This is a genomic window from Bacillus sp. B4EP4a, assembly GCF_006680105.1.
Classification (GTDB): domain Bacteria; phylum Bacillota; class Bacilli; order Bacillales; family DSM-1321; genus Peribacillus; species Peribacillus simplex_E.
The window spans coordinates 261597-278514 of sequence record NZ_VHIK01000016.1; the positions used below are offsets into that span (position 1 = coordinate 261597).

The 16918-nt window shown below is 38.3% G+C and carries 21 protein-coding genes and 1 tRNA gene; 14 read left to right on the plus strand and 8 right to left on the minus strand.

Annotation, left to right across the window (positions count from 1 at the left end; all coding sequences use genetic code 11):
- Position 1: 1 nt before the first annotated feature.
- The 4 genes from spoVAD to spoVIF all read left to right on the plus strand — a co-directional run bounded on the left by spoVAD (position 2) and on the right by spoVIF (position 2024).
- A complete protein-coding gene (gene spoVAD / locus FNK51_RS09650) occupies positions 2-1027 on the plus strand; it encodes a stage V sporulation protein AD (RefSeq protein WP_141993158.1) in 1026 nt (341 codons plus the stop codon).
- Between the two features lie 16 nt (positions 1028-1043).
- Positions 1044-1400, plus strand: a complete 357-nt coding sequence (gene spoVAE / locus FNK51_RS09655) for a stage V sporulation protein AE (RefSeq protein ID WP_098371273.1) — start codon at positions 1044-1046, stop codon at positions 1398-1400.
- Between the two features lie 102 nt (positions 1401-1502).
- Entirely contained in the window at positions 1503-1658 is a 156-nt protein-coding gene (locus tag FNK51_RS09660) for a YjcZ family sporulation protein (RefSeq protein ID WP_141993159.1), read from the plus strand.
- A 111-nt stretch (positions 1659-1769) separates the two neighbouring features.
- Positions 1770-2024, plus strand: coding sequence for a sporulation-specific transcription regulator SpoVIF (gene spoVIF / locus FNK51_RS09665; RefSeq protein WP_034314458.1), 255 nt, complete (start codon positions 1770-1772; stop codon positions 2022-2024).
- Positions 2025-2357: 333 nt separating this feature from the next.
- Here the strand turns inward: spoVIF and FNK51_RS09670 are convergent, their stop codons facing one another.
- The gene (locus FNK51_RS09670; RefSeq protein WP_141993160.1) at positions 2358-4631 is read right to left on the minus strand and encodes an ATP-dependent helicase; all 2274 of its coding nucleotides are present in this window, start codon (positions 4629-4631) and stop codon (positions 2358-2360) included.
- 152 nt (positions 4632-4783) lie between these two features.
- On the opposite strand from FNK51_RS09670, the gene FNK51_RS09675 reads away from it, so the two are divergent.
- The gene (locus FNK51_RS09675; protein WP_141993161.1) at positions 4784-5074 is read left to right on the plus strand and encodes a hypothetical protein; all 291 of its coding nucleotides are present in this window, start codon (positions 4784-4786) and stop codon (positions 5072-5074) included.
- Between the two features lie 56 nt (positions 5075-5130).
- Here the strand turns inward: FNK51_RS09675 and FNK51_RS09680 are convergent, their stop codons facing one another.
- The 5 genes from FNK51_RS09680 to FNK51_RS09700 all read right to left on the minus strand — a co-directional run bounded on the left by FNK51_RS09680 (position 5131) and on the right by FNK51_RS09700 (position 8030).
- Positions 5131-5616 (minus strand): spore coat protein, encoded by a 486-nt coding sequence (locus tag FNK51_RS09680; RefSeq protein ID WP_141993162.1) that lies wholly within the window; start codon positions 5614-5616, stop codon positions 5131-5133.
- Positions 5617-5849: 233 nt separating this feature from the next.
- Entirely contained in the window at positions 5850-6113 is a 264-nt protein-coding gene (locus FNK51_RS09685) for a hypothetical protein (RefSeq protein ID WP_141993163.1), read from the minus strand.
- A gap of 157 nt (positions 6114-6270) precedes the next feature.
- Positions 6271-6699: a GNAT family N-acetyltransferase gene (locus FNK51_RS09690; RefSeq protein WP_141993164.1), complete on the minus strand. Its 429-nt coding sequence runs from the start codon at positions 6697-6699 to the stop codon at positions 6271-6273.
- Positions 6700-6703: 4 nt separating this feature from the next.
- Complete coding sequence (locus tag FNK51_RS09695; RefSeq protein ID WP_076367073.1) at positions 6704-7219, minus strand: YjcG family protein; 516 nt, start codon at positions 7217-7219, stop codon at positions 6704-6706.
- Positions 7220-7307: 88 nt separating this feature from the next.
- Entirely contained in the window at positions 7308-8030 is a 723-nt protein-coding gene (locus FNK51_RS09700; RefSeq protein WP_141993165.1) for an alpha/beta hydrolase, read from the minus strand.
- A gap of 189 nt (positions 8031-8219) precedes the next feature.
- Between FNK51_RS09700 and FNK51_RS09705 the strand changes: the two genes are divergently transcribed.
- Positions 8220-8777 (plus strand): phosphatidylglycerophosphatase A family protein, encoded by a 558-nt coding sequence (locus FNK51_RS09705; RefSeq protein WP_141993166.1) that lies wholly within the window; start codon positions 8220-8222, stop codon positions 8775-8777.
- A gap of 17 nt (positions 8778-8794) precedes the next feature.
- Here FNK51_RS09705 and FNK51_RS09710 read toward each other — a convergent pair whose 3' ends face one another.
- Positions 8795-9016, minus strand: coding sequence for a hypothetical protein (locus FNK51_RS09710; protein ID WP_076367067.1), 222 nt, complete (start codon positions 9014-9016; stop codon positions 8795-8797).
- Between the two features lie 211 nt (positions 9017-9227).
- Between FNK51_RS09710 and FNK51_RS09715 the strand changes: the two genes are divergently transcribed.
- From FNK51_RS09715 to FNK51_RS09730, 4 genes are all read left to right on the plus strand, one after another.
- A tRNA-Val gene (locus FNK51_RS09715) sits at positions 9228-9299 on the plus strand.
- A 310-nt stretch (positions 9300-9609) separates the two neighbouring features.
- Positions 9610-9849, plus strand: coding sequence for a hypothetical protein (locus tag FNK51_RS09720; RefSeq protein WP_141993167.1), 240 nt, complete (start codon positions 9610-9612; stop codon positions 9847-9849).
- A gap of 232 nt (positions 9850-10081) precedes the next feature.
- Positions 10082-10498 (plus strand): hypothetical protein, encoded by a 417-nt coding sequence (locus tag FNK51_RS09725; RefSeq protein ID WP_141993168.1) that lies wholly within the window; start codon positions 10082-10084, stop codon positions 10496-10498.
- Positions 10499-11282: 784 nt separating this feature from the next.
- Positions 11283-11510, plus strand: a complete 228-nt coding sequence (locus tag FNK51_RS09730; RefSeq protein WP_141993169.1) for a histidine phosphatase family protein — start codon at positions 11283-11285, stop codon at positions 11508-11510.
- A 352-nt stretch (positions 11511-11862) separates the two neighbouring features.
- Here FNK51_RS09730 and FNK51_RS09735 read toward each other — a convergent pair whose 3' ends face one another.
- Positions 11863-12807 (minus strand): DMT family transporter, encoded by a 945-nt coding sequence (locus tag FNK51_RS09735; protein ID WP_141993170.1) that lies wholly within the window; start codon positions 12805-12807, stop codon positions 11863-11865.
- A 103-nt stretch (positions 12808-12910) separates the two neighbouring features.
- Here FNK51_RS09735 and FNK51_RS09740 point away from each other — a divergent pair, with 103 nt between their 5' ends.
- The 4 genes from FNK51_RS09740 (at position 12911) to FNK51_RS09745 (ending at position 16602) form a co-directional block, all read left to right on the plus strand.
- Entirely contained in the window at positions 12911-14341 is a 1431-nt protein-coding gene (locus tag FNK51_RS09740) for an aminotransferase-like domain-containing protein (protein ID WP_098372959.1), read from the plus strand.
- Positions 14342-14575: 234 nt separating this feature from the next.
- A complete protein-coding gene (locus tag FNK51_RS27160) occupies positions 14576-14707 on the plus strand; it encodes a hypothetical protein (RefSeq protein WP_094246567.1) in 132 nt (43 codons plus the stop codon).
- Positions 14708-15615: 908 nt separating this feature from the next.
- Complete coding sequence (locus FNK51_RS26515) at positions 15616-15765, plus strand: hypothetical protein (protein WP_181762230.1); 150 nt, start codon at positions 15616-15618, stop codon at positions 15763-15765.
- 408 nt (positions 15766-16173) lie between these two features.
- Positions 16174-16602 carry a hypothetical protein gene (locus FNK51_RS09745; protein WP_098373422.1) on the plus strand — a complete coding sequence of 143 codons (429 nt, stop codon included), beginning with the start codon at positions 16174-16176 and terminating at the stop codon, positions 16600-16602.
- The last annotated feature ends 316 nt before the right edge of the window (positions 16603-16918 follow it).

The following is a 16918-nucleotide window of genomic DNA, read 5'->3' on the forward strand; positions in this document are numbered from 1 at the left end:
GGTGTTAAAGGGAGAACAAACATGGATGTTTACCAATAAACCGGTCATCTTGGAAACAGGGGTAACAGGCGGTCCATTTGAAGCAAATGGAGAAATCGCGGGTGATTTCGATATCCTATACGACAATTTGTGGATGGAGCAGGAATCATATGAGAAGGCACATCGACATTTGATGGAAAAAGCGGTTGAGCTTGCATTGGAAAAAGGTAAGATCAACAAGGAACAGGTACAATTTTTTTTGGCGGGTGATTTAATCAATCAGGTTACACCTACAAGCTTTGCAGCCAGAACTAATGGAATTCCATATTTCGGATTGTTTGGAGCCTGTTCCACTTCAATGGAAGGGCTTGCTCTAGCTGCATTCATCACTAATTATGGCGGGGCTAACTATGTGTTGACAGGCGCCTCGAGCCACAATGCAGCTGTTGAAAAACAATTTCGCTATCCAACTGAATATGGAGGGCAAAAACCACCTACAGCCCAATGGACGATAACAGGAGCGGGGGTGGCGCTGGTTGCTCCTGGTGGAAGCAAGCAAGGGGAATTTCCCCATATTGTCTCGGCCACTATCGGAAAGGTCATTGACATGGGATTGAAAGATCCTTTCAATATGGGGGGAGCGATGGCCCCAGCGGCCGTCGATACGATACTTGCCCATTTCAAAGATACTGGTTTGACCCCGGATGATTATGATTTCATCATTACTGGTGATTTAGGTCAGATAGGGAGGGAGTCAGCCATTGAATTATTAAAGCAAAAGGGCTGTGACATCAATCAGGAAAAATTCAAAGATTGCGGATTGATGATTTTTAAAAAGGATCAGCCTGTTTTGGCTGGCGGGAGCGGTGCGGGATGTTCGGCAGTGGTTTTATACGGTCATATATTAAATGAGATGATTTCTGGTAAATATAAAAAAATTCTGCTTGTCGCAACAGGAGCATTATTGTCACCACTTTCCGTCCAGCAAAAAGATACGATTCCGTGCATTGCCCATGCGGTGGCCATTGAATATGGAATGAATTCATGAAAAAGGAGAGATTTCGATGTTAGCAATGTTTTTTTGGGCCTTTGTCATCGGTGGCTTGATCTGTGTCGTCGGCCAGCTTCTTTTCGATGTTGCTAAGCTCACACCAGCACATACGTTAAGCTTGTTCGTTGTAATAGGAGCTGTTCTTGGCGGATTTGATTTATATGAGCCGCTTATTGACTTTGCCGGTGCTGGAGCAACCGTACCGATCATTTCGTTTGGGAACTCACTGGTGAACGGGGCGATGATGGAATCGGAAAAACATGGGCTCGTTGGCGTACTGACTGGTATGTTTGAAATTACGAGTTCCGGTATCTCTGCAGCAATCGTCTTTGGATTCATCGGAGCTTTGGTTTTCAGACCAAAAGGATGAAATAATCGGAAATAGGCAGCCAGGACTAGGACATGGCCTATACATATTTGTCCAGACCTACATATGTTATCAGTAAGCTTTAGCGAGAGCGAGGTGATATGTATGTTTGGTTTTGGTGGCTACGGTTGTTGTGGCGGCAGCGGTTATGGATACGGCGGCGGTTATGGATACGGCGGCGGATATGGCGGCGGTTCCACTTTTGCGATAATCGTTGTATTGTTTATCCTATTGATCATTGTAGGGGCTTCTTTCTGCTAAGGAAAATGGAATAGGCAGAAGAAGCCTATTCCTTTTTTTTTTTTGTTTGGGCCAAGCACCATTTTTCTGATAATGCCATAGGATAGGTACAGAAAAGGGAGGGGCTTAAGTATGGATAATAACTTTTTTAAAAACATAGAAGGTAAAACCGGCGTAAATATGAAAGATGTATTAGAATTGGCAAACTCGCTGCAAGGAGCCAATTTCAAAGATGAAACAACTGTTAGAAATGTCATTAAGCGTGTTTCAAAAATAGCGAACAAACCGGTCAATAAAGAAACGGAAGATAAAATCGTCCATTCCATCGTAGCTGAAGGGAATAAGCTGGATTTCGGTACTATTTCGAATATGATAAATAAAAAGTGAAAAAAGGCCTGCTATCATGCAGGCCTTCAGACTGCAGACAAACTCGAAGAAAAGCGAGTTTGCCTGCAGTTTTTTTAAAAAAAAGTTGTAGTTGATTCCAGAAATTTGCCGACTGCCTGCCAAGCCTCCTCGCCATAAGCATCTAGCGGTTTCCTGGCAAGTCAGTTTTCCGGCAGGAGTGTCGTAAATTTCTTCATTTTAGTAAGGGTTTCATAAAACAGTAAAAATCCATAAAGTATAAACTAGTCTTAAACCTGGTTCGGGATGAGACCATTCCTAACCTCATCTTGTTTTATCCTTCCATTTCCTAAGATGGGATAGCATCAGATTTGGTCAAAGCTTCAGAAAACGTGATGGATGGGCGGTCCGTCCGCGTCTAGTTTGCAGGATGGAAAGGTAAAGGTCCTTTTTAGCCCTGGTTGCCGCTACATAGAGCAATCGTCTTTCCTCTTCAAGAGGGGATAGTTCCCCTTTCCGGTAAGATTCAAGTGCGAAATCATGAGGAATGCTGCCATCGACAGCAGCAAGAACATATACTGTGTTATATTCAAGCCCTTTGGAACGGTGTATGGTGGTAAGCTGTATGGCATCCTTAAAATGTTTCGATAGCTGTTTAATCTCTTGGACCATCGCAGTCATGTGATCGACATGTTCAAGGAAAGCGGCGACGGTGGGAAAACGATTTGCTGCCACCTTTAAGTCACGGATGTCATCGGACCCTTTTTCCAGGTTCGCATCATTTCCGCGTTTTTTTACATATTCCTGGTATCCTAAATCTTTCTCGATGATTTCTAAAGCTACGAGTGGCGACATAATTTTTAATGAGCGGATCTGTCCTGGAATCGTTTTTAATTTTCGTTCTTGAAAAGCATGTCCTGTCTTAACAAAAGCAAATGCATCGATAAAATCACAATCCTGCAATATTGTCATTGCTTTTAACTCCTGTAATATACTTTGCTTTAAGAATAAGGAGGAAAGGACATCAGATGCTGCCTTGCTGTCATGAGGAAACAAACTCAAGCGCATAAAGGCAAGCATGCCGCGGATGACCCTGCGCTGATAAAACGAATCCGCATCCTTTTCAATGACGAATGGCAGGTTGGAAGCGGCTAGCCGTTCAAAAATGGCCCTGGACATCGTGTGTGTCCTGTACAATACTGCAAAGTCCCCAGGGTTGGCTCCCTTGGATATTTTCTCTTGGATATCGGATACGATCATCGTTGCTTCCAATTCCTCATCATAAGGATAAAATAAAATAGGGGGATTTCCTGAATCATGCTGTGCCCTCATCTTTTTCTCCATCCGGTTCTGGTTGCGCTTAATCAATCGGTTCGCTGTAGCGACAATTTCATGGGAAGAGCGGTAATTCTCCGTCAGCTTCACTACTTGGGATTGAGGGAAATCATGATTGAAATTCAAAATATACTTCGGATCGCTTCCCCGGAATGAATAGATGGATTGATCATCATCTCCAACTGCACATACATTTTTTGATTCAGCAGAGAGGAGTTTTATCAATTCATATTGAACTTTATTGATATCCTGAAACTCATCTACCAAAAAATAGTTAAACCTTTGCTGATATTTCTTTAAAAAATCCGGGTGATTTTTTAAAAATACATAACAGCCTACAAGCATATCATCAAAATCATACTTCCCTGTTTGCTGTTTATATTCTTCATATTTCTTATATAAAAATAAACACGATTTCTCCCAATCGTCCTTAGGGTGAATATCTTCTGGAAAGGCCAAAGAGTTTTTCCAAAGCCCGATTTGCTGAAGGGCTTGATCATATGCAAATTCCTTATCATCAAGTTCCAATTCCCTGCCAGCCTGTTTCAATACCTTTTCTTTTTCCCACTCCCACTTCAATAGAAAATCGCGCTGCCATTTGGCTGGTTCATGGAAAATCAGGATTTTATAAAAGATGCTATGAAAGGTCCCGCTAACGATTTGAGAAACAAGGGAAGGCGTCATAGAGGGATAGCCGAGCAGACGCTGCTGCATTTCCTTTGCGGATTTCGCCGTAAATGTTACAAGCATGATACTTTTTGGATCAATTTTTTTCACTGTAAGCATATAGGCAGTGCGTACCGTCAATACGCGGGTTTTCCCGCTGCCTGCTCCTGAAAGGACGAGAATTGGACCATCGATCGTCATTACGGCCTTGAGTTGCTCTGCATCGAGTACAACCCCTGATGAGGATAATTCTTGAAAGTATGGTTCCTCTGATTGTGCCAGACCATATGGTTTATCTGAATATTTCGGATTGCCGGTTATGGGCCGGCTTTTAAGGAAAGGTTCTGTAATGGTTTTTGTTTCCGTAATGGTTCGTGATGTTGGAATCCTAAATCCATTCTGTTCCATATATTCTAATGGCCTGTCCTCGTTCATCGATTCTGAAATTGGCATTTCACAGGGTCCCTGCGACGGGTCACTATGATAAAAATAAGGTGTCTCATGGATTCCAATAAATAATTTCACTGGTTTATGACAAATGATACAAGAAAGCTGATCACGTTTTCCTTTTTCAAAAAGTGTCTGCAGCTCACCAGCTGAAACGGTATGTAAATGTACGATTTCATTGCCAGATTTTGCTTGATTCATATAAATGGATACCTCTAATCTATTAAAAATATCGGCAATACTCATCATACCAGAAGATTAGGAAAAAAGAATGCGGAAATCATGTTTAAATTATGGTTCCGGATAGGTAATTAAATGACAACATAACTATTTAAATATAAGGAGGGGTTACTATGGGATACATAGCACCTGTCACACAATTTGATTATATTCAATATGCCAACAGGAAGGTCGAAGCTGCAGAGAAAGTAAGAATTGTTAAAGGAACGACACTCATTCAACCTATCCGTTTTGATCAGGTGTTGGAAAGGGAAAGCATTGGAGGATTACTTCAAATACAAGATAATGATCGGGTAAGTACATATGGAGCAGGCATATATAAATATCAAATGGGCATGAGGGTCAGTGAAGATTTAACGGCTGGAATGACAGGAAAAGGAAGGTTTATCAATAAAATTGTCTAGTTTCTCCATGAAAGACAAAAGAGGACACGTGAAGTGTCCTTTTTGTGTTGATTCTTTTAAAGAATGTCAATTTCCACGATTAGAGCTAACAATAGTTGCAGTAATAGTTGGATGTTTAGAGCGATTTGTGCATCAGTTGTTGTAATGTCGATATCACGGCTGTTTTCAACAATTGTTTTTTGGCGCGTGATTTGTTTAACATTAGAAGATTGGATTAATTCTTGAGTGATCTTTTCAGCATTATCAGCATCTGCAATGGAAATGCTTACGATGACCGCAATAGCAGCTTGTAGTGCAGCTTGTAGAGAAAGGGCCGCTTTAACATCCGTTGAAGTGACATTTACATTACAAGAATCTTTAATGTAAATAAGTTCTTCAGAAAGCTGTACTTGATTATTATCCTGTCTTGCCTCTTGGTCAATCTTTGTGTCATCGTCACAGAATCCTGACAGGGGATGTCTGGAAGCGGAATCTAGAGCCGACCATGATCTTTCAGAATCATCATGTGTGTTACAATTGCTACGATATACATTTTGGTTCATGTTGTTTTTTCCTCCTTAGGTTTTATTCCCTATTAAAATATGCTTTGATGATTAATCTGGTTGGACGAATAAATCAGTTAATTCGTCTATTTTTTTAATACTTAGAGAAAGTATTAGTGTGTGGGGGATGAATAATAAAGAAGCTGGAGCTTTAGGAATGAAATGTAAGTGCTGCTATGTCTCGTTTTACTTATTTCTCGCCAGCAAGTAGGGTGATTAGGTGATATGGTGCTTCATTTATCTTTGGAATCCGTGAATTTGTTGTGAATGGAATTTGTAACTGGATTAACATCATGTTCCGTGATGTTCTTTTCTTGGTTTATGATTTTTTGTGATTGCTCTTGTAAATAACGAATGGTTTCTTTAAGGTTGTTTCTCTCTCTTTCAGTTAGATCGACTTTATCCTTTTTGAAACCATGTTTTCTCATAGTCCTCGAAACCAGCAGTTCCATCAGTCTTTTTTGAGACTCCTCCAGGTTAAATTCATTGTTACCCATAAAATTTTCCCTCCTTCTTGCTTTCTATATATAGACTATGTATTTTTGAGGAGATTGCCATTGAACGCAAATGTTTTTTTTTAAAAAACGATATTTAAGTCCATGAACGAACAAAAAAGCTGTCCAATCAGAAGACTGAAAGGACAGCTTTTTTATATCATAAAATGGTTTTCTTCATCGTTTTATGAGGAATGCCAGCATCCATGAATTCGTCGGAAACGATCTCATACCCTAATTTTGAATAAAAAGGGATAGCATGCACCTGGGAATCAAGCTTCAATTGAGGCACTTCCTGCTGGATTGCGTATTCCTCAATAGCATTCATGATCATGGCGCCGGCACCATTCTTACGGCCCGATGATAGTACACAAATGCGCTGGACTTTACCAATGTTGTCAATGACCCTGAAGCGGCCGGCACCGATTGGCTGATGCTGCTCATCATATAAAACGAAATGTGTGGACTCTTTTTCATATTCATCGATCTCTTCTTCAAGAGGGACGTTTTGTTCTTGGACGAACACTTTTTTTCGAATCATATATGCATTTTCAAGCTCTTGGCTGTTCTCTGCGATTTTTACAAACACGAAATCATTCAGCTCCTAATCTAAATGTTTCATATACGGTCCATGCCCCGTCTTCAAGTTGATACAGCAAGTGAACTCGTTTAACTTCTTCTTCATGGCTGATGTCAAGCATGCTTAATTGGCCTAAAACATCAGAATGCTCATTATCGGATAAATCTTGAGCGATGGTAATATGCGGGACAAATGCATGTTCACTTTCACTTTTCATGAAGTCCTCATTGTTAAGTGCATCATGAAGCTCTTGAAGCCCTTCGGATAATTCCACTTTGAAATAAATAGTATTGCTTACGGGTTGGAAAGACTTCGTTTTCGTTACGCTCATCGTAAAAGGCCTGCACTTTTGAGCAATGCCTTTTAATTGTTCCGCGATTGTTGAAATTTCCATATCCGTCGCTTCGAACGTTGGTTTAAGCGTCAGATGCGGTGGTATGAAAGCGTATTTCGTATCATACCGTTTGCGATAGGAGTTAGCTAAATCTTGAAGTTTTTTTGAAGGGAAAATTGCAACACCATATTTCATAAATAAAACCTCCTGATATTTTTTTTGTTGTATTATAGTTGGACATGTTTTTACTTGAAACCATCTCAAAGAGATGATTTCGAGTAAATTAGAACATTTCCAATAGTGCTCGTTTTAAATCTGCCTGCCAATATTTCCAGGTATGATTACCTTCAAATTCTTCATAGAAGCAAGGAAATCCTTTTTGATTTATTAATTTATGCAATTCCCTATTTGGTTCTATGAAGTTTGCCTTGTTGCCATCCGTCGTCGGAACATCTGTTTCACCAGTCCCGATCACATGATAAAGTTCGAGGAGATGCGGATCCTCAAAATTACGTACAGCGTCCATTACTGCTTCATTGGCAAGTGGAGACTGCATGATGCATTTCCCGAATGTATGCGGGTACTGCAAAGCGGCCAATAAAGAAACTGTACCCCCAAGAGAGTCACCGATCAAAGTTCGACCATGTCCCATTTGATAGGTTGGGAATTCATCATCTAAAAACGGGACAAGTTCATGTGCAAGAAAACGTATGTATGAAATGTGCTGTTCCCCGTCCGGATGATATTTGCGCCTGCGGTCAAAGCGGTCTTTATAGGGAATGCCGACAATGATGATATTCTCGATCTCATCGTTCCCTAACAGTTCATCTGCTACCCGACCAATTCGGCCCATTTGAAAATAATCACGGCCATCCTGAGCAATCACAAGCGAATATTTATACAATGGCGAAAAATTAGCAGGCAAGTAAACAAGCAGTTCCAATTCTTCTGCTAAAGCTTCGCTTTTAAACATGTACTCTTTAATTGTGCCTTTGCGTAAACTCATTTTCCCGCACCTCAATGATAAATAATAATGAAAAACAACTTACTTGATTATTTTAGCATAGCCTTGCGACTTTTTCCCGTGACAAGAATTTAGAATATAAAATTTTCGTTATATTTTCTAAAAATTTAAATTATAAGGTGTTATAATACAAGGATATAGAAAAATAATACAAAAAAGGTGGCGAATAAAATGGCAGATGTACACGTACACAGCAGGGAAGTAACAAAAGCGGCTAAACGAACATTATTAGATCGTGGTGTCAGTGTGGAGGCAATTGCAAAAATCGTTTATGAATTGCAGTTCCCGTACAAAGCTGATCTTAAGCTGGAGGAATGCATCCACAGCGTTGAGCGTGTCCTGTTGAAAAGGGAAATTCAACATGCCATTTTAGTCGGTGTGGAGCTGGATAAACTGGCAGAGCAAAAAAAGCTATCAGAACCCTTGCAATCGATTGTTGAGTCTGATGAAGGGCTATTCGGAGTGGATGAAACGATTGCCTTTGGTGCAGTACTCGGTTACGGAAGCATTGCTGTAACGACCTTTGGCCATTTAGATAAAAATAAAATAGGCGTCATACACGAACTTGATAAGAAGCAAGAAGGAATCGTTCATACCTTCCTGGATGATATCGTTGCAAGCATTGCCGCGAGTGCCGCCTCAAGGTTAGCTCATCGTCTGAGGGATGAAGAAGAATCATTAACTGAACAGGAAAAGGATATCCAGGAAGAAGAAGAGTTAATAGGTTGAACCTTGATTAACAATCTTCATCCAGACCTGTCAAACCTGGCCTTAATGAGGCGGGCAGAAAGGATATTGGCCACTTTAAATGTCCGTTTTGTCTGCCTTAGAAAACAGAATGCGTGAATATGGCCTGGATAAATCTCAAGCACCTGAATTTTCCGCTGCGTAATCTTACCTTGTTCGGAGAGATAAATTATCTCCAATGGAGCATTTTCTTCCATATGTTTACGAAGTATATATTTCATTCCCTGTCACTCCTTTGCTGACTTGCTTACTATCATTATATGCGAACAAATGTTTTGTATGCAAGCGAAAAGAGAACTCTAGTTCGTGTTTTGTGGAGCGGGGAAATAAAATAAGAAAAAATTAAAACTTTTTTAATATAATGCGTTGACTTTTTAACAAAAAAACTTATAATAAATTATGTACTTAAGTAACCAGTCAGTCATTACATACGACTTGTTAGCTCAGTGGGAGAGCACTTCCTTGACAGGGAAGGGGTCGTGGGTTCGAATCCCTCACAGGTCATCAACTACCAAAGGCTCAAATTCTTGATATCACAAGGGTTTGGGCCTTTTTTTGTTTTCAAAGATATAGTTCATAATATATTATTTACTCAATTGTTGGCGGATAGAGCAGCATTTAAACGTATTACAGGACAAGGCAAAGCCTATCGCTTATTCAGCTAACGATGGAGGTTAAAAGAAGACCATCTTTTTGGCTTTTCTTTAAAAGGTACATAATCATATTCTCCGGTAAAATCCACTTTACTATAATGTGTTGGATTACCTTTACTACCAAATACCATGCACGGGAATACTTTTTGGAAGCTCTGAACATGACGCATGAAGACTATGCAAAATATTGGCAAACGATGAAAGACTTCAGAGATAAATTTTCAGCTCACAGAGAGAGTGGTTACAACGAACCTGTCCCCTACTTTGATATTGCGCATAATGTAGCACTTCATTACGTTTCTTGGCTTGAAAAGTATAATACAATGCCTTCACTAGAAATGATGGTAGAACAATATCAAGAAGAATTACAACCAATGATAGAAAGTTTTAAAGTGAAATAAATAGAAGGAGGAAAGTATGGAAGAGTAATTAAAAGCAAATTCCTTTCCTATTAGGGGATTAATCACACTTCTCGTAGGACTTACCCTCCACTTTAGTATTATATAGTAAATATTTCCTTTGTTTTTAACTGTGTGATTTTAATATCTCAACAGTTTATTATATTGATAAAGGAAGAATAACTTAATCTACTACTATAATGAAGTAAGTCTTTAAAAGGGAAGTGATAGTTAAATGCTTTATATAAGCGATATCGAAAAGATAATTAATAACACATTAAATGAGCACAATTTGGATATTATTTATGAATTTGACAATAATCTAAGTGCACCTATGAGTTATAACGTATCGACCAATACTATAAAATTCAATTACCTTCAAGTTAACGGTTATAAAGGGAAAATTAGAATTAAAGAGACAGAGGAAGACTTTGTTAAAATTATTCTTTATCGTATGATTGGTTATTATTTAGATTTTAAGAAAAACAAACATGATTTAAGGATTTTAATGTATGGTCACGAAGAAGAAAAAGAAAAGCTGAAATCTGAAATAGAAACTAATGCTTGGGATTATGGGAGAACATTAATACCTGAACAACTATTGAAGTCATATGATAAAGTTCGTGAATTAGATAAAATGCTAATAAATTAATGTACTCTTAGAAAATGGAGACCCGACTTTAAACTAAAACAAGAAAAATAAGCCTCCTTGGAGAACCTCTCTGGAGCTGACTTTGAGTGAGAAATTAAACTGATATCCAATAAGATAAGACCCAGAGAAAGAGGAGTTGTCTTAGAAAGCTTGATGAATAAACAAATAGAAAATCAAGTTCAAAGTTCGTGCTCAATTTTTAAGAGAAAACATGGAAAAGCATATCGATTACTTGACTAAAGAAATACACTGGACTGAACATACTTCTGAAGAAAGGTTTTAATGAACAACTTATACTAGATGAAGTGGAAAGAGAATATTGTTGAAGTGGGCTACAGAGAACGATTGCGTAGATAAGTATTATGACCTGCTCATCCAACAATTTGTTCATAGCAGTAATTTCGATACTGCAGACCATAATTACGATGTTTTTATCCAACCAAACTTAAAGCAATTTAATCGAGAACAATTTCTTGCTATATATGATGGTATTAACAGAAAACGTCAATGTTATGCGCATAGATTGGGACGCTTAGTGCTATCTTTGTAAATTCGGTTTTATTAATATTTCCTTTTGTATATATGATTTTAGGAACAGTGATATTTGTTGTTTAAGTTTTTGATAATACTGATGACCTTTCTTCAATTAACAGGTGCTTTACTTCAATAAGAGAGTTGCTTTGGCAGCTCTTTTTCTTATGGAACTATCGTGGAAGGTTAGTTCAAGAAGAAAAATTACAGACAGATATAGAAACTAGTATTTACTACTTAGGTGGAGGATCTTATGCATAAGCAGGTTTACATTGTCAGACATTGCAAAGCACAAGGGCAACCTTCGGAATCTCAATTAACAGAAAAAGGGTCAAAACAAGCGAAATATTTAGTTGAATTCTTCAGTAATACAAAAATAGACCGAATTATATCAAGTCCGTTTTTGCGTGTGGAATACGGAGTAAAGCTATTTTATAATTTATGTAACTGGAATTTAGTTGAAGAAGGAAAATTTTTTTGAGAGGATACTTTTAAGCTCTGTAGGAGATATAACAAAAATTTTAAAAAGGTGTACAAGAGGGGGGCACTATTTAATAAACGACCTCGTTGGTTTAAGAGATTGTATTCCCCCCCTTTTTTATGCATCCCCTAGGCTTCGGGCAGTTGCCCGAGCAAATGGAGCGAATTAGGTATCCACTCTTATTCTCTTCATAGAGTTATTTCTGCTAATGGAGATCTTGGAGATATGACGGGGGAATTCAAAGGAAAGTCTTGCTGCTTGAATTGGAGAGGAAGGCTAACAAATAAATACATTTAAAAAGAGCGTTAGAATGAATAGGATTCTAACGCTTTTAAAATGTGAGACTTGAACATTAAGTCTTATTAGCGCGGTAACTTTCACTCTTAACGGAATCAGTACGGCACTTATTTGCAAAATGGGTGATTAAGGCCTTAGAATTAATCACAATTAATCCTGCAATGATCGTGATTCCCCCGAAAAACATGAGCCATGTTATCTTTTCCTGATACAAAACCTTCCCAAGTCCTAAGGCAATGATGGGGGAGATGTAGAGCCATGTGGACGGAAATATCGGGTCCGTTTTTGAAACAAGCCAATAGTATACGGTATGGGCAATCATAGAGCCAAAAACGGTCAAGTACACGATCGATCCTATTGCATTCTTATTTGCAAGATCTCCTATGTTTATCTGCTCAGATGCCAAAGACAGCAGCAGAAGCAATGCACCGCCGTAAATCATTTGAGCAGCATTCAGCATAATAGGTGAGGTGCCTGAAAAACGCTCTGACACCTTTTTGGAATAGATCGTTCCTGCTGCATAACCCACTTGACCAAGCAGAATAAGGAAGCAGGCGATCAGCCATATTGAATCGAAGGAAACAGTCAGATTCGGCATAAGGAGCAGAGCCACTCCAATCAAGCTGATTGCACATCCTACAAACGTTCTTATAGATAACTTAACGTGCAAGACCATTGTTTGAATCAGCAAAATCATAATTGGTCCCGTTGCAGACAGGACAGCACCAACTCCGGAAGCAACGTACTGTTCCGCCCAATATAGCGTAGCAAACGTTCCGAATGTTAACGTACTTCCTGTGATGAATGATTCTTTAGAAAAAAGAACAGCCAGATTTGCTTTTTTTCGCAGCGACATCATTAAAAATAGAAGGATTCCTGCCATGAAAAATCGGATCCCTGCTGAAAAAAAGGGAGGAAGCCCTTCGTCTACTCCTATTTTTATTGCCAGGAATGTTGTCCCAAAAATCAAGCACATACAAATATAGTTAAAGATAATCATGTAAATCCCTCCTTGCTACTCATCATATAGGACGGGAAATAGAACAGATTCATTGTAGGTAGAACAGATCGCAAACCTTGGTGCTAAACTGATATTGGGGGGGATTCATGTGAAGATAAAATCCTCAGAGCTTTATAAGCAGATTTACGATTTGGTTCTTGCCAAAATTGATCGTAAAGAATGGAAGAAACATGAGAAACTGCCTTCTGTTAGAAGAATGGCGGAGGAACTGAAAGTAAATCGGTTGACTGTTCTAAGAGCTTATCAATTACTAAAAGAACATAAAAAGATATACGCAAAGGAAAAATCAGGGTACTTTGTTAAGCCTGAAGATCCATCTTTTTCTTTGAATGAATCTCAGCTGCCAGAAATCGCTGACTATCCTTATAGCAACCTGTTGTCATCGATCCATCAGGTAGCTGTTGACTATCAATTCTCTCAAGCTCTTATTGATCCGAATCTCCTGCCGAATTCTTATTTATCTGAATATGTCAAAAAGGTTTTTACCCTCTATCCCAAAGTGCTTGGCACCTATTCGACTGTTCAAGGGGATGAGGAATTGAGGACAGCGCTTTCAGACTACTTTTACAAGACGCACCATTTTTTTGCACCGATTGATGAGCTGTTAATTACTTCAGGTGCTCAACAGGCCATTGATCTCGTGGCAAAGGTTCTGCTCAGGGCGAATGATACAGTATTAGTTGAGAGGCCTACATACAGCTCAGCTATTGATATTTTCAGGCAATATGGTGCGCGTATTATTGGGATTGAGATTGGGCAGGGCGGTTACGATCTGAATCAGCTAGAACATATCTTAAAAAAAGATAAACCGCGGTTTTTCTATACAAATCCAACCTTCAATAATCCAACAGGGTGCACCATTTCTGCTCTGCAAAGAAAACAGCTGGTGGAACTTGCAGAAAAGTATCAATGTGTCATCGTTGAAGATGATCCTTTCAGGGATATTTATTTTGATAAGGCTCCTCCATTCCCGATTTATTCGTATGATACCGATGGCTATGTTATCTATATCCGCAGCTTTAGTAAATACGTTTCGCCTGGATTGCGTGTTGCAGCTGTAGCTTGCCGTCATCCGCTAATGAGCCATTTGATTACTTCAAAGTCACTTGCTGACAACGGGACGGCTCTTATTAATCAAAAAATGTTCCTGCACTATTTTTTCTCGGAACGAATGCAGATTCACTTGGAGAAATTGCGAACAGCTCTATTTTTAAGGAAAGAAGTAATGAGAAATGAACTGGCTGCAACGTCATGGAAATGGACAGATCCATCAGGAGGATTAAACTTGTGGGTGGAACTTCCAGAACAAATTTCAGTTGAAAAGCTCCTTGATGCCTGTTTGGAACAGTCCATTTCCTTCGTGCCGGGATCTATATGTGATCCAGATCAAGCCCTTAGATCGTGGATTAGACTGAGCTTTTCGTATGCAAACGAAATACAGCTGCAAACAGGCATGAAAAAACTAATGACGGTTGTTGAAACGATAAATAGTGATTCCGCATATCGACAATGATTTTAGAAAGACATCGTAGCGATATAAGTTTGATGGGGATATTTTTAAATCATTACATGAGAGGACTATAAACGGGTTTGCTCTTTTTGTGTGATTGAAATAATGTTGTCCGCGGTCTGTACGGGATGTCTTTATGCTAGTTAGCGATGTGCTACATCCAGATGAGGCGTATAAAATTTGGAGGCAAGAGTAAGCTAACATACGTATATAAGCTGCCGCGGGAGGTGAATAAGTATGAGTAATGATGCAAGAGGTTCTAAAAAAAATAAACCAAATGATGCAAACCATGTGAATGCTGAGACGAAAGCCAATCAAAGACGAATTTCAGAAAAGAATAACCAAGAGAATAATGATAAGAAAGAATAATGGGAAGGTTCAGTAGGGACTGATTTTTTTTGATTCCACTATAAATTTCTTCTCGTATAACAAATAAAGAATATAGAAAAAAATTTCACTAGAGAACTGATATATCGACATCAGTTCTCTTTATTGATTTATCACTCGAAAAAGAAGGTCGTATTCAAGACCATGCACCTTGTTAGAATATATAATATTAAAAGTGATCTCTATAAATATAAGTTAGTTTCCTTTTGTTTTAGAGTTACTTCCTTATTGAAACCATATTTTACATAAGCTCTAGATTTATGATAAGGAAGAGAGTGTGGCCATTTATATTAACCTTTGCGTAAAATATCTATTTTACGCAGAAATCAAACTTTATAAAGGAGTAAACCAATGGCCAATACCAGACAACATAAAGTCCATTAGCAGAAATTGGAACAGCTGGTTAAGTCCATGCCTTTCTACATCGTTGAATATGTTGACAATAAATTGGATACCCGGTCCCCACCACCCTCTATACTAACCCTGAGCAGGAGAAGGCTAAAAAAACTGTGAAACAACTGGGAGAGAGAAGAACAAATTATCTTGAAAAGGACTAAATGAAAATATGTGTTTTTCCTTGGGGCACTTATGTAGGTGACAGGATTAGCCGAACTTCAAAAAGACAGAAAAGGATTTTGGGGGTATATGAATATTGCTATCTCTTTATTTATTTTCTTTTCTTTGCTTCCATAAAGGCTTTCTTAATGAACTAACGGGTGCGTTAGCTGAAGATCGGAGCTGTCTTTAAGGCAGCTTTTTCTATATGCAACTATCGGGGCAGATTAGTTCTAGTAGAATAGTTTATTCGAACTGTGCAACATAATCATTTAAAAATCACTTTGGAATATTTTTTGATTTACTACGAATCCTAATTTTAGGAGGCGACAAAAATGAAAAAACAAGAAAAATCAAAAAAACTTGGCCAAAAAGCCGATTCAATGAATGCTTTAGATCAGGGGTTAAACTTGTTTCCACAAATAGTTAATAACGCTACTGGTATTGACAAGGGGAACGACGGTAAAATAAATAAAAATGATTAAATTGAACGCCTTTTTTGGGGCGTTTTTCTATCTTTTCTAATGATCTTCTCCATCCTACTCCCTCCTTCACTTGTCATCTCAACAATAAGTCTTATAGAACTAACAGGTGCTTTACTTCAATAACAAGGGTTGCTGCGGCAACCTTTGTTTTCTTTTGGACCTAAAGGACTAACGAATGGGCTCTAATGACATAGTTTATCGACCTTCCTCTCACAGCCTTAGCATTAGTATTGAAGGTTTTTCGCCATTTTCATTCTCAGTGGTGAAGCGCTGATTTTTGCGCTTCATGGGTGGCAAACGGGAAGGTTAGCTACATGGGAAGTACCAATAATTTGTAAAATAAAAAGACGGATTATTACAAAACCTCTAGTAAGGAGTTTTTTTGGAAGGAGTAAAAAGATTAGACATATGTTTTCATTACGTGGAGATGCTCATAAAATTTATCTTCAATTAAAAAAAGTCTCATACAAAGACCGATCTTTCAAATGTATGAAGAAACTTAAAGAAGTGGAAGAAATTCAAAACTTTTATAGTTCGATTGATAGCGATACGTTAAAAAAAATTTATTATTGTATGATAAAAGAGAAAAATGGATCGGGAATCATTCCAATTATAATATCCTCTGGACCTTGGCTTTTTTTTCTGTTTTCAAAACAATTACAAGATTTCCTTTTCAAAGATGGGAGTTTGCTTTGGGTTGTCTTTGTTTTAACTTATATTTCCATTCTTGCCATAAGTGTGTTTCTTCATTTTCATGAAAAATCATGGGCTTTTGTTCATATTGAAATCATTCAAGAAATTTTACATGAACGAAAAGAGATAAGTGAAAAGCCCTGAGGTGAGAAACTATAACGGCTTCCCTCAATGGGAGTTTGGCGAGAAAAACATATACTTTCGCACTGTTTCCATGTGTATTTTTCAGCGCGAAATATTATAGCAAAAAAGGATATTGAAACCGATGCTCCTTTAAATACGAAATAGTGATTATTTTTACATATTCAACCTTAATTCCATTTTCTCTTTCATCCATTTCGTAAGTCTCAGATGTTTTTTAATACGGGAGCGATTCTTTAATAAGAATCGCTTTTCTTAATGAACTCCCTCAGTTTAATAGATAATGCTCACGAATACTCGCTTATTCGCAGGATTTCAA

Coding starts and splice junctions, on each gene's coding strand:
- FNK51_RS09685 (WP_141993163.1), bottom strand. CDS start 6,113: ATGGGTAACAATGAATTTAACCTGGAGGAGTCTCAAAAAAGACTGATG.
- FNK51_RS27160 (WP_094246567.1), top strand. CDS start 14,576: ATGAGTAATGATGCAAGAGGTTCTAAAAAAAATAAACCAAATGATGCA.
- spoVAE (WP_098371273.1), top strand. CDS start 1,044: ATGTTAGCAATGTTTTTTTGGGCCTTTGTCATCGGTGGCTTGATCTGT.
- FNK51_RS09695 (WP_076367073.1), bottom strand. CDS start 7,219: ATGAAATATGGTGTTGCAATTTTCCCTTCAAAAAAACTTCAAGATTTA.
- FNK51_RS09660 (WP_141993159.1), top strand. CDS start 1,503: ATGTTTGGTTTTGGTGGCTACGGTTGTTGTGGCGGCAGCGGTTATGGA.
- FNK51_RS09670 (WP_141993160.1), bottom strand. CDS start 4,631: ATGAATCAAGCAAAATCTGGCAATGAAATCGTACATTTACATACCGTT.
- FNK51_RS09675 (WP_141993161.1), top strand. CDS start 4,784: ATGGGATACATAGCACCTGTCACACAATTTGATTATATTCAATATGCC.
- FNK51_RS09720 (WP_141993167.1), top strand. CDS start 9,610: ATGACGCATGAAGACTATGCAAAATATTGGCAAACGATGAAAGACTTC.
- FNK51_RS09710 (WP_076367067.1), bottom strand. CDS start 9,016: ATGAAATATATACTTCGTAAACATATGGAAGAAAATGCTCCATTGGAG.
- FNK51_RS09730 (WP_141993169.1), top strand. CDS start 11,283: ATGCATAAGCAGGTTTACATTGTCAGACATTGCAAAGCACAAGGGCAA.
- FNK51_RS26515 (WP_181762230.1), top strand. CDS start 15,616: ATGAAAAAACAAGAAAAATCAAAAAAACTTGGCCAAAAAGCCGATTCA.
- FNK51_RS09705 (WP_141993166.1), top strand. CDS start 8,220: ATGGCAGATGTACACGTACACAGCAGGGAAGTAACAAAAGCGGCTAAA.
- FNK51_RS09680 (WP_141993162.1), bottom strand. CDS start 5,616: ATGAACCAAAATGTATATCGTAGCAATTGTAACACACATGATGATTCT.
- FNK51_RS09745 (WP_098373422.1), top strand. CDS start 16,174: ATGTTTTCATTACGTGGAGATGCTCATAAAATTTATCTTCAATTAAAA.
- FNK51_RS09700 (WP_141993165.1), bottom strand. CDS start 8,030: ATGAGTTTACGCAAAGGCACAATTAAAGAGTACATGTTTAAAAGCGAA.
- FNK51_RS09725 (WP_141993168.1), top strand. CDS start 10,082: ATGCTTTATATAAGCGATATCGAAAAGATAATTAATAACACATTAAAT.
- spoVIF (WP_034314458.1), top strand. CDS start 1,770: ATGGATAATAACTTTTTTAAAAACATAGAAGGTAAAACCGGCGTAAAT.
- FNK51_RS09735 (WP_141993170.1), bottom strand. CDS start 12,807: ATGATTATCTTTAACTATATTTGTATGTGCTTGATTTTTGGGACAACA.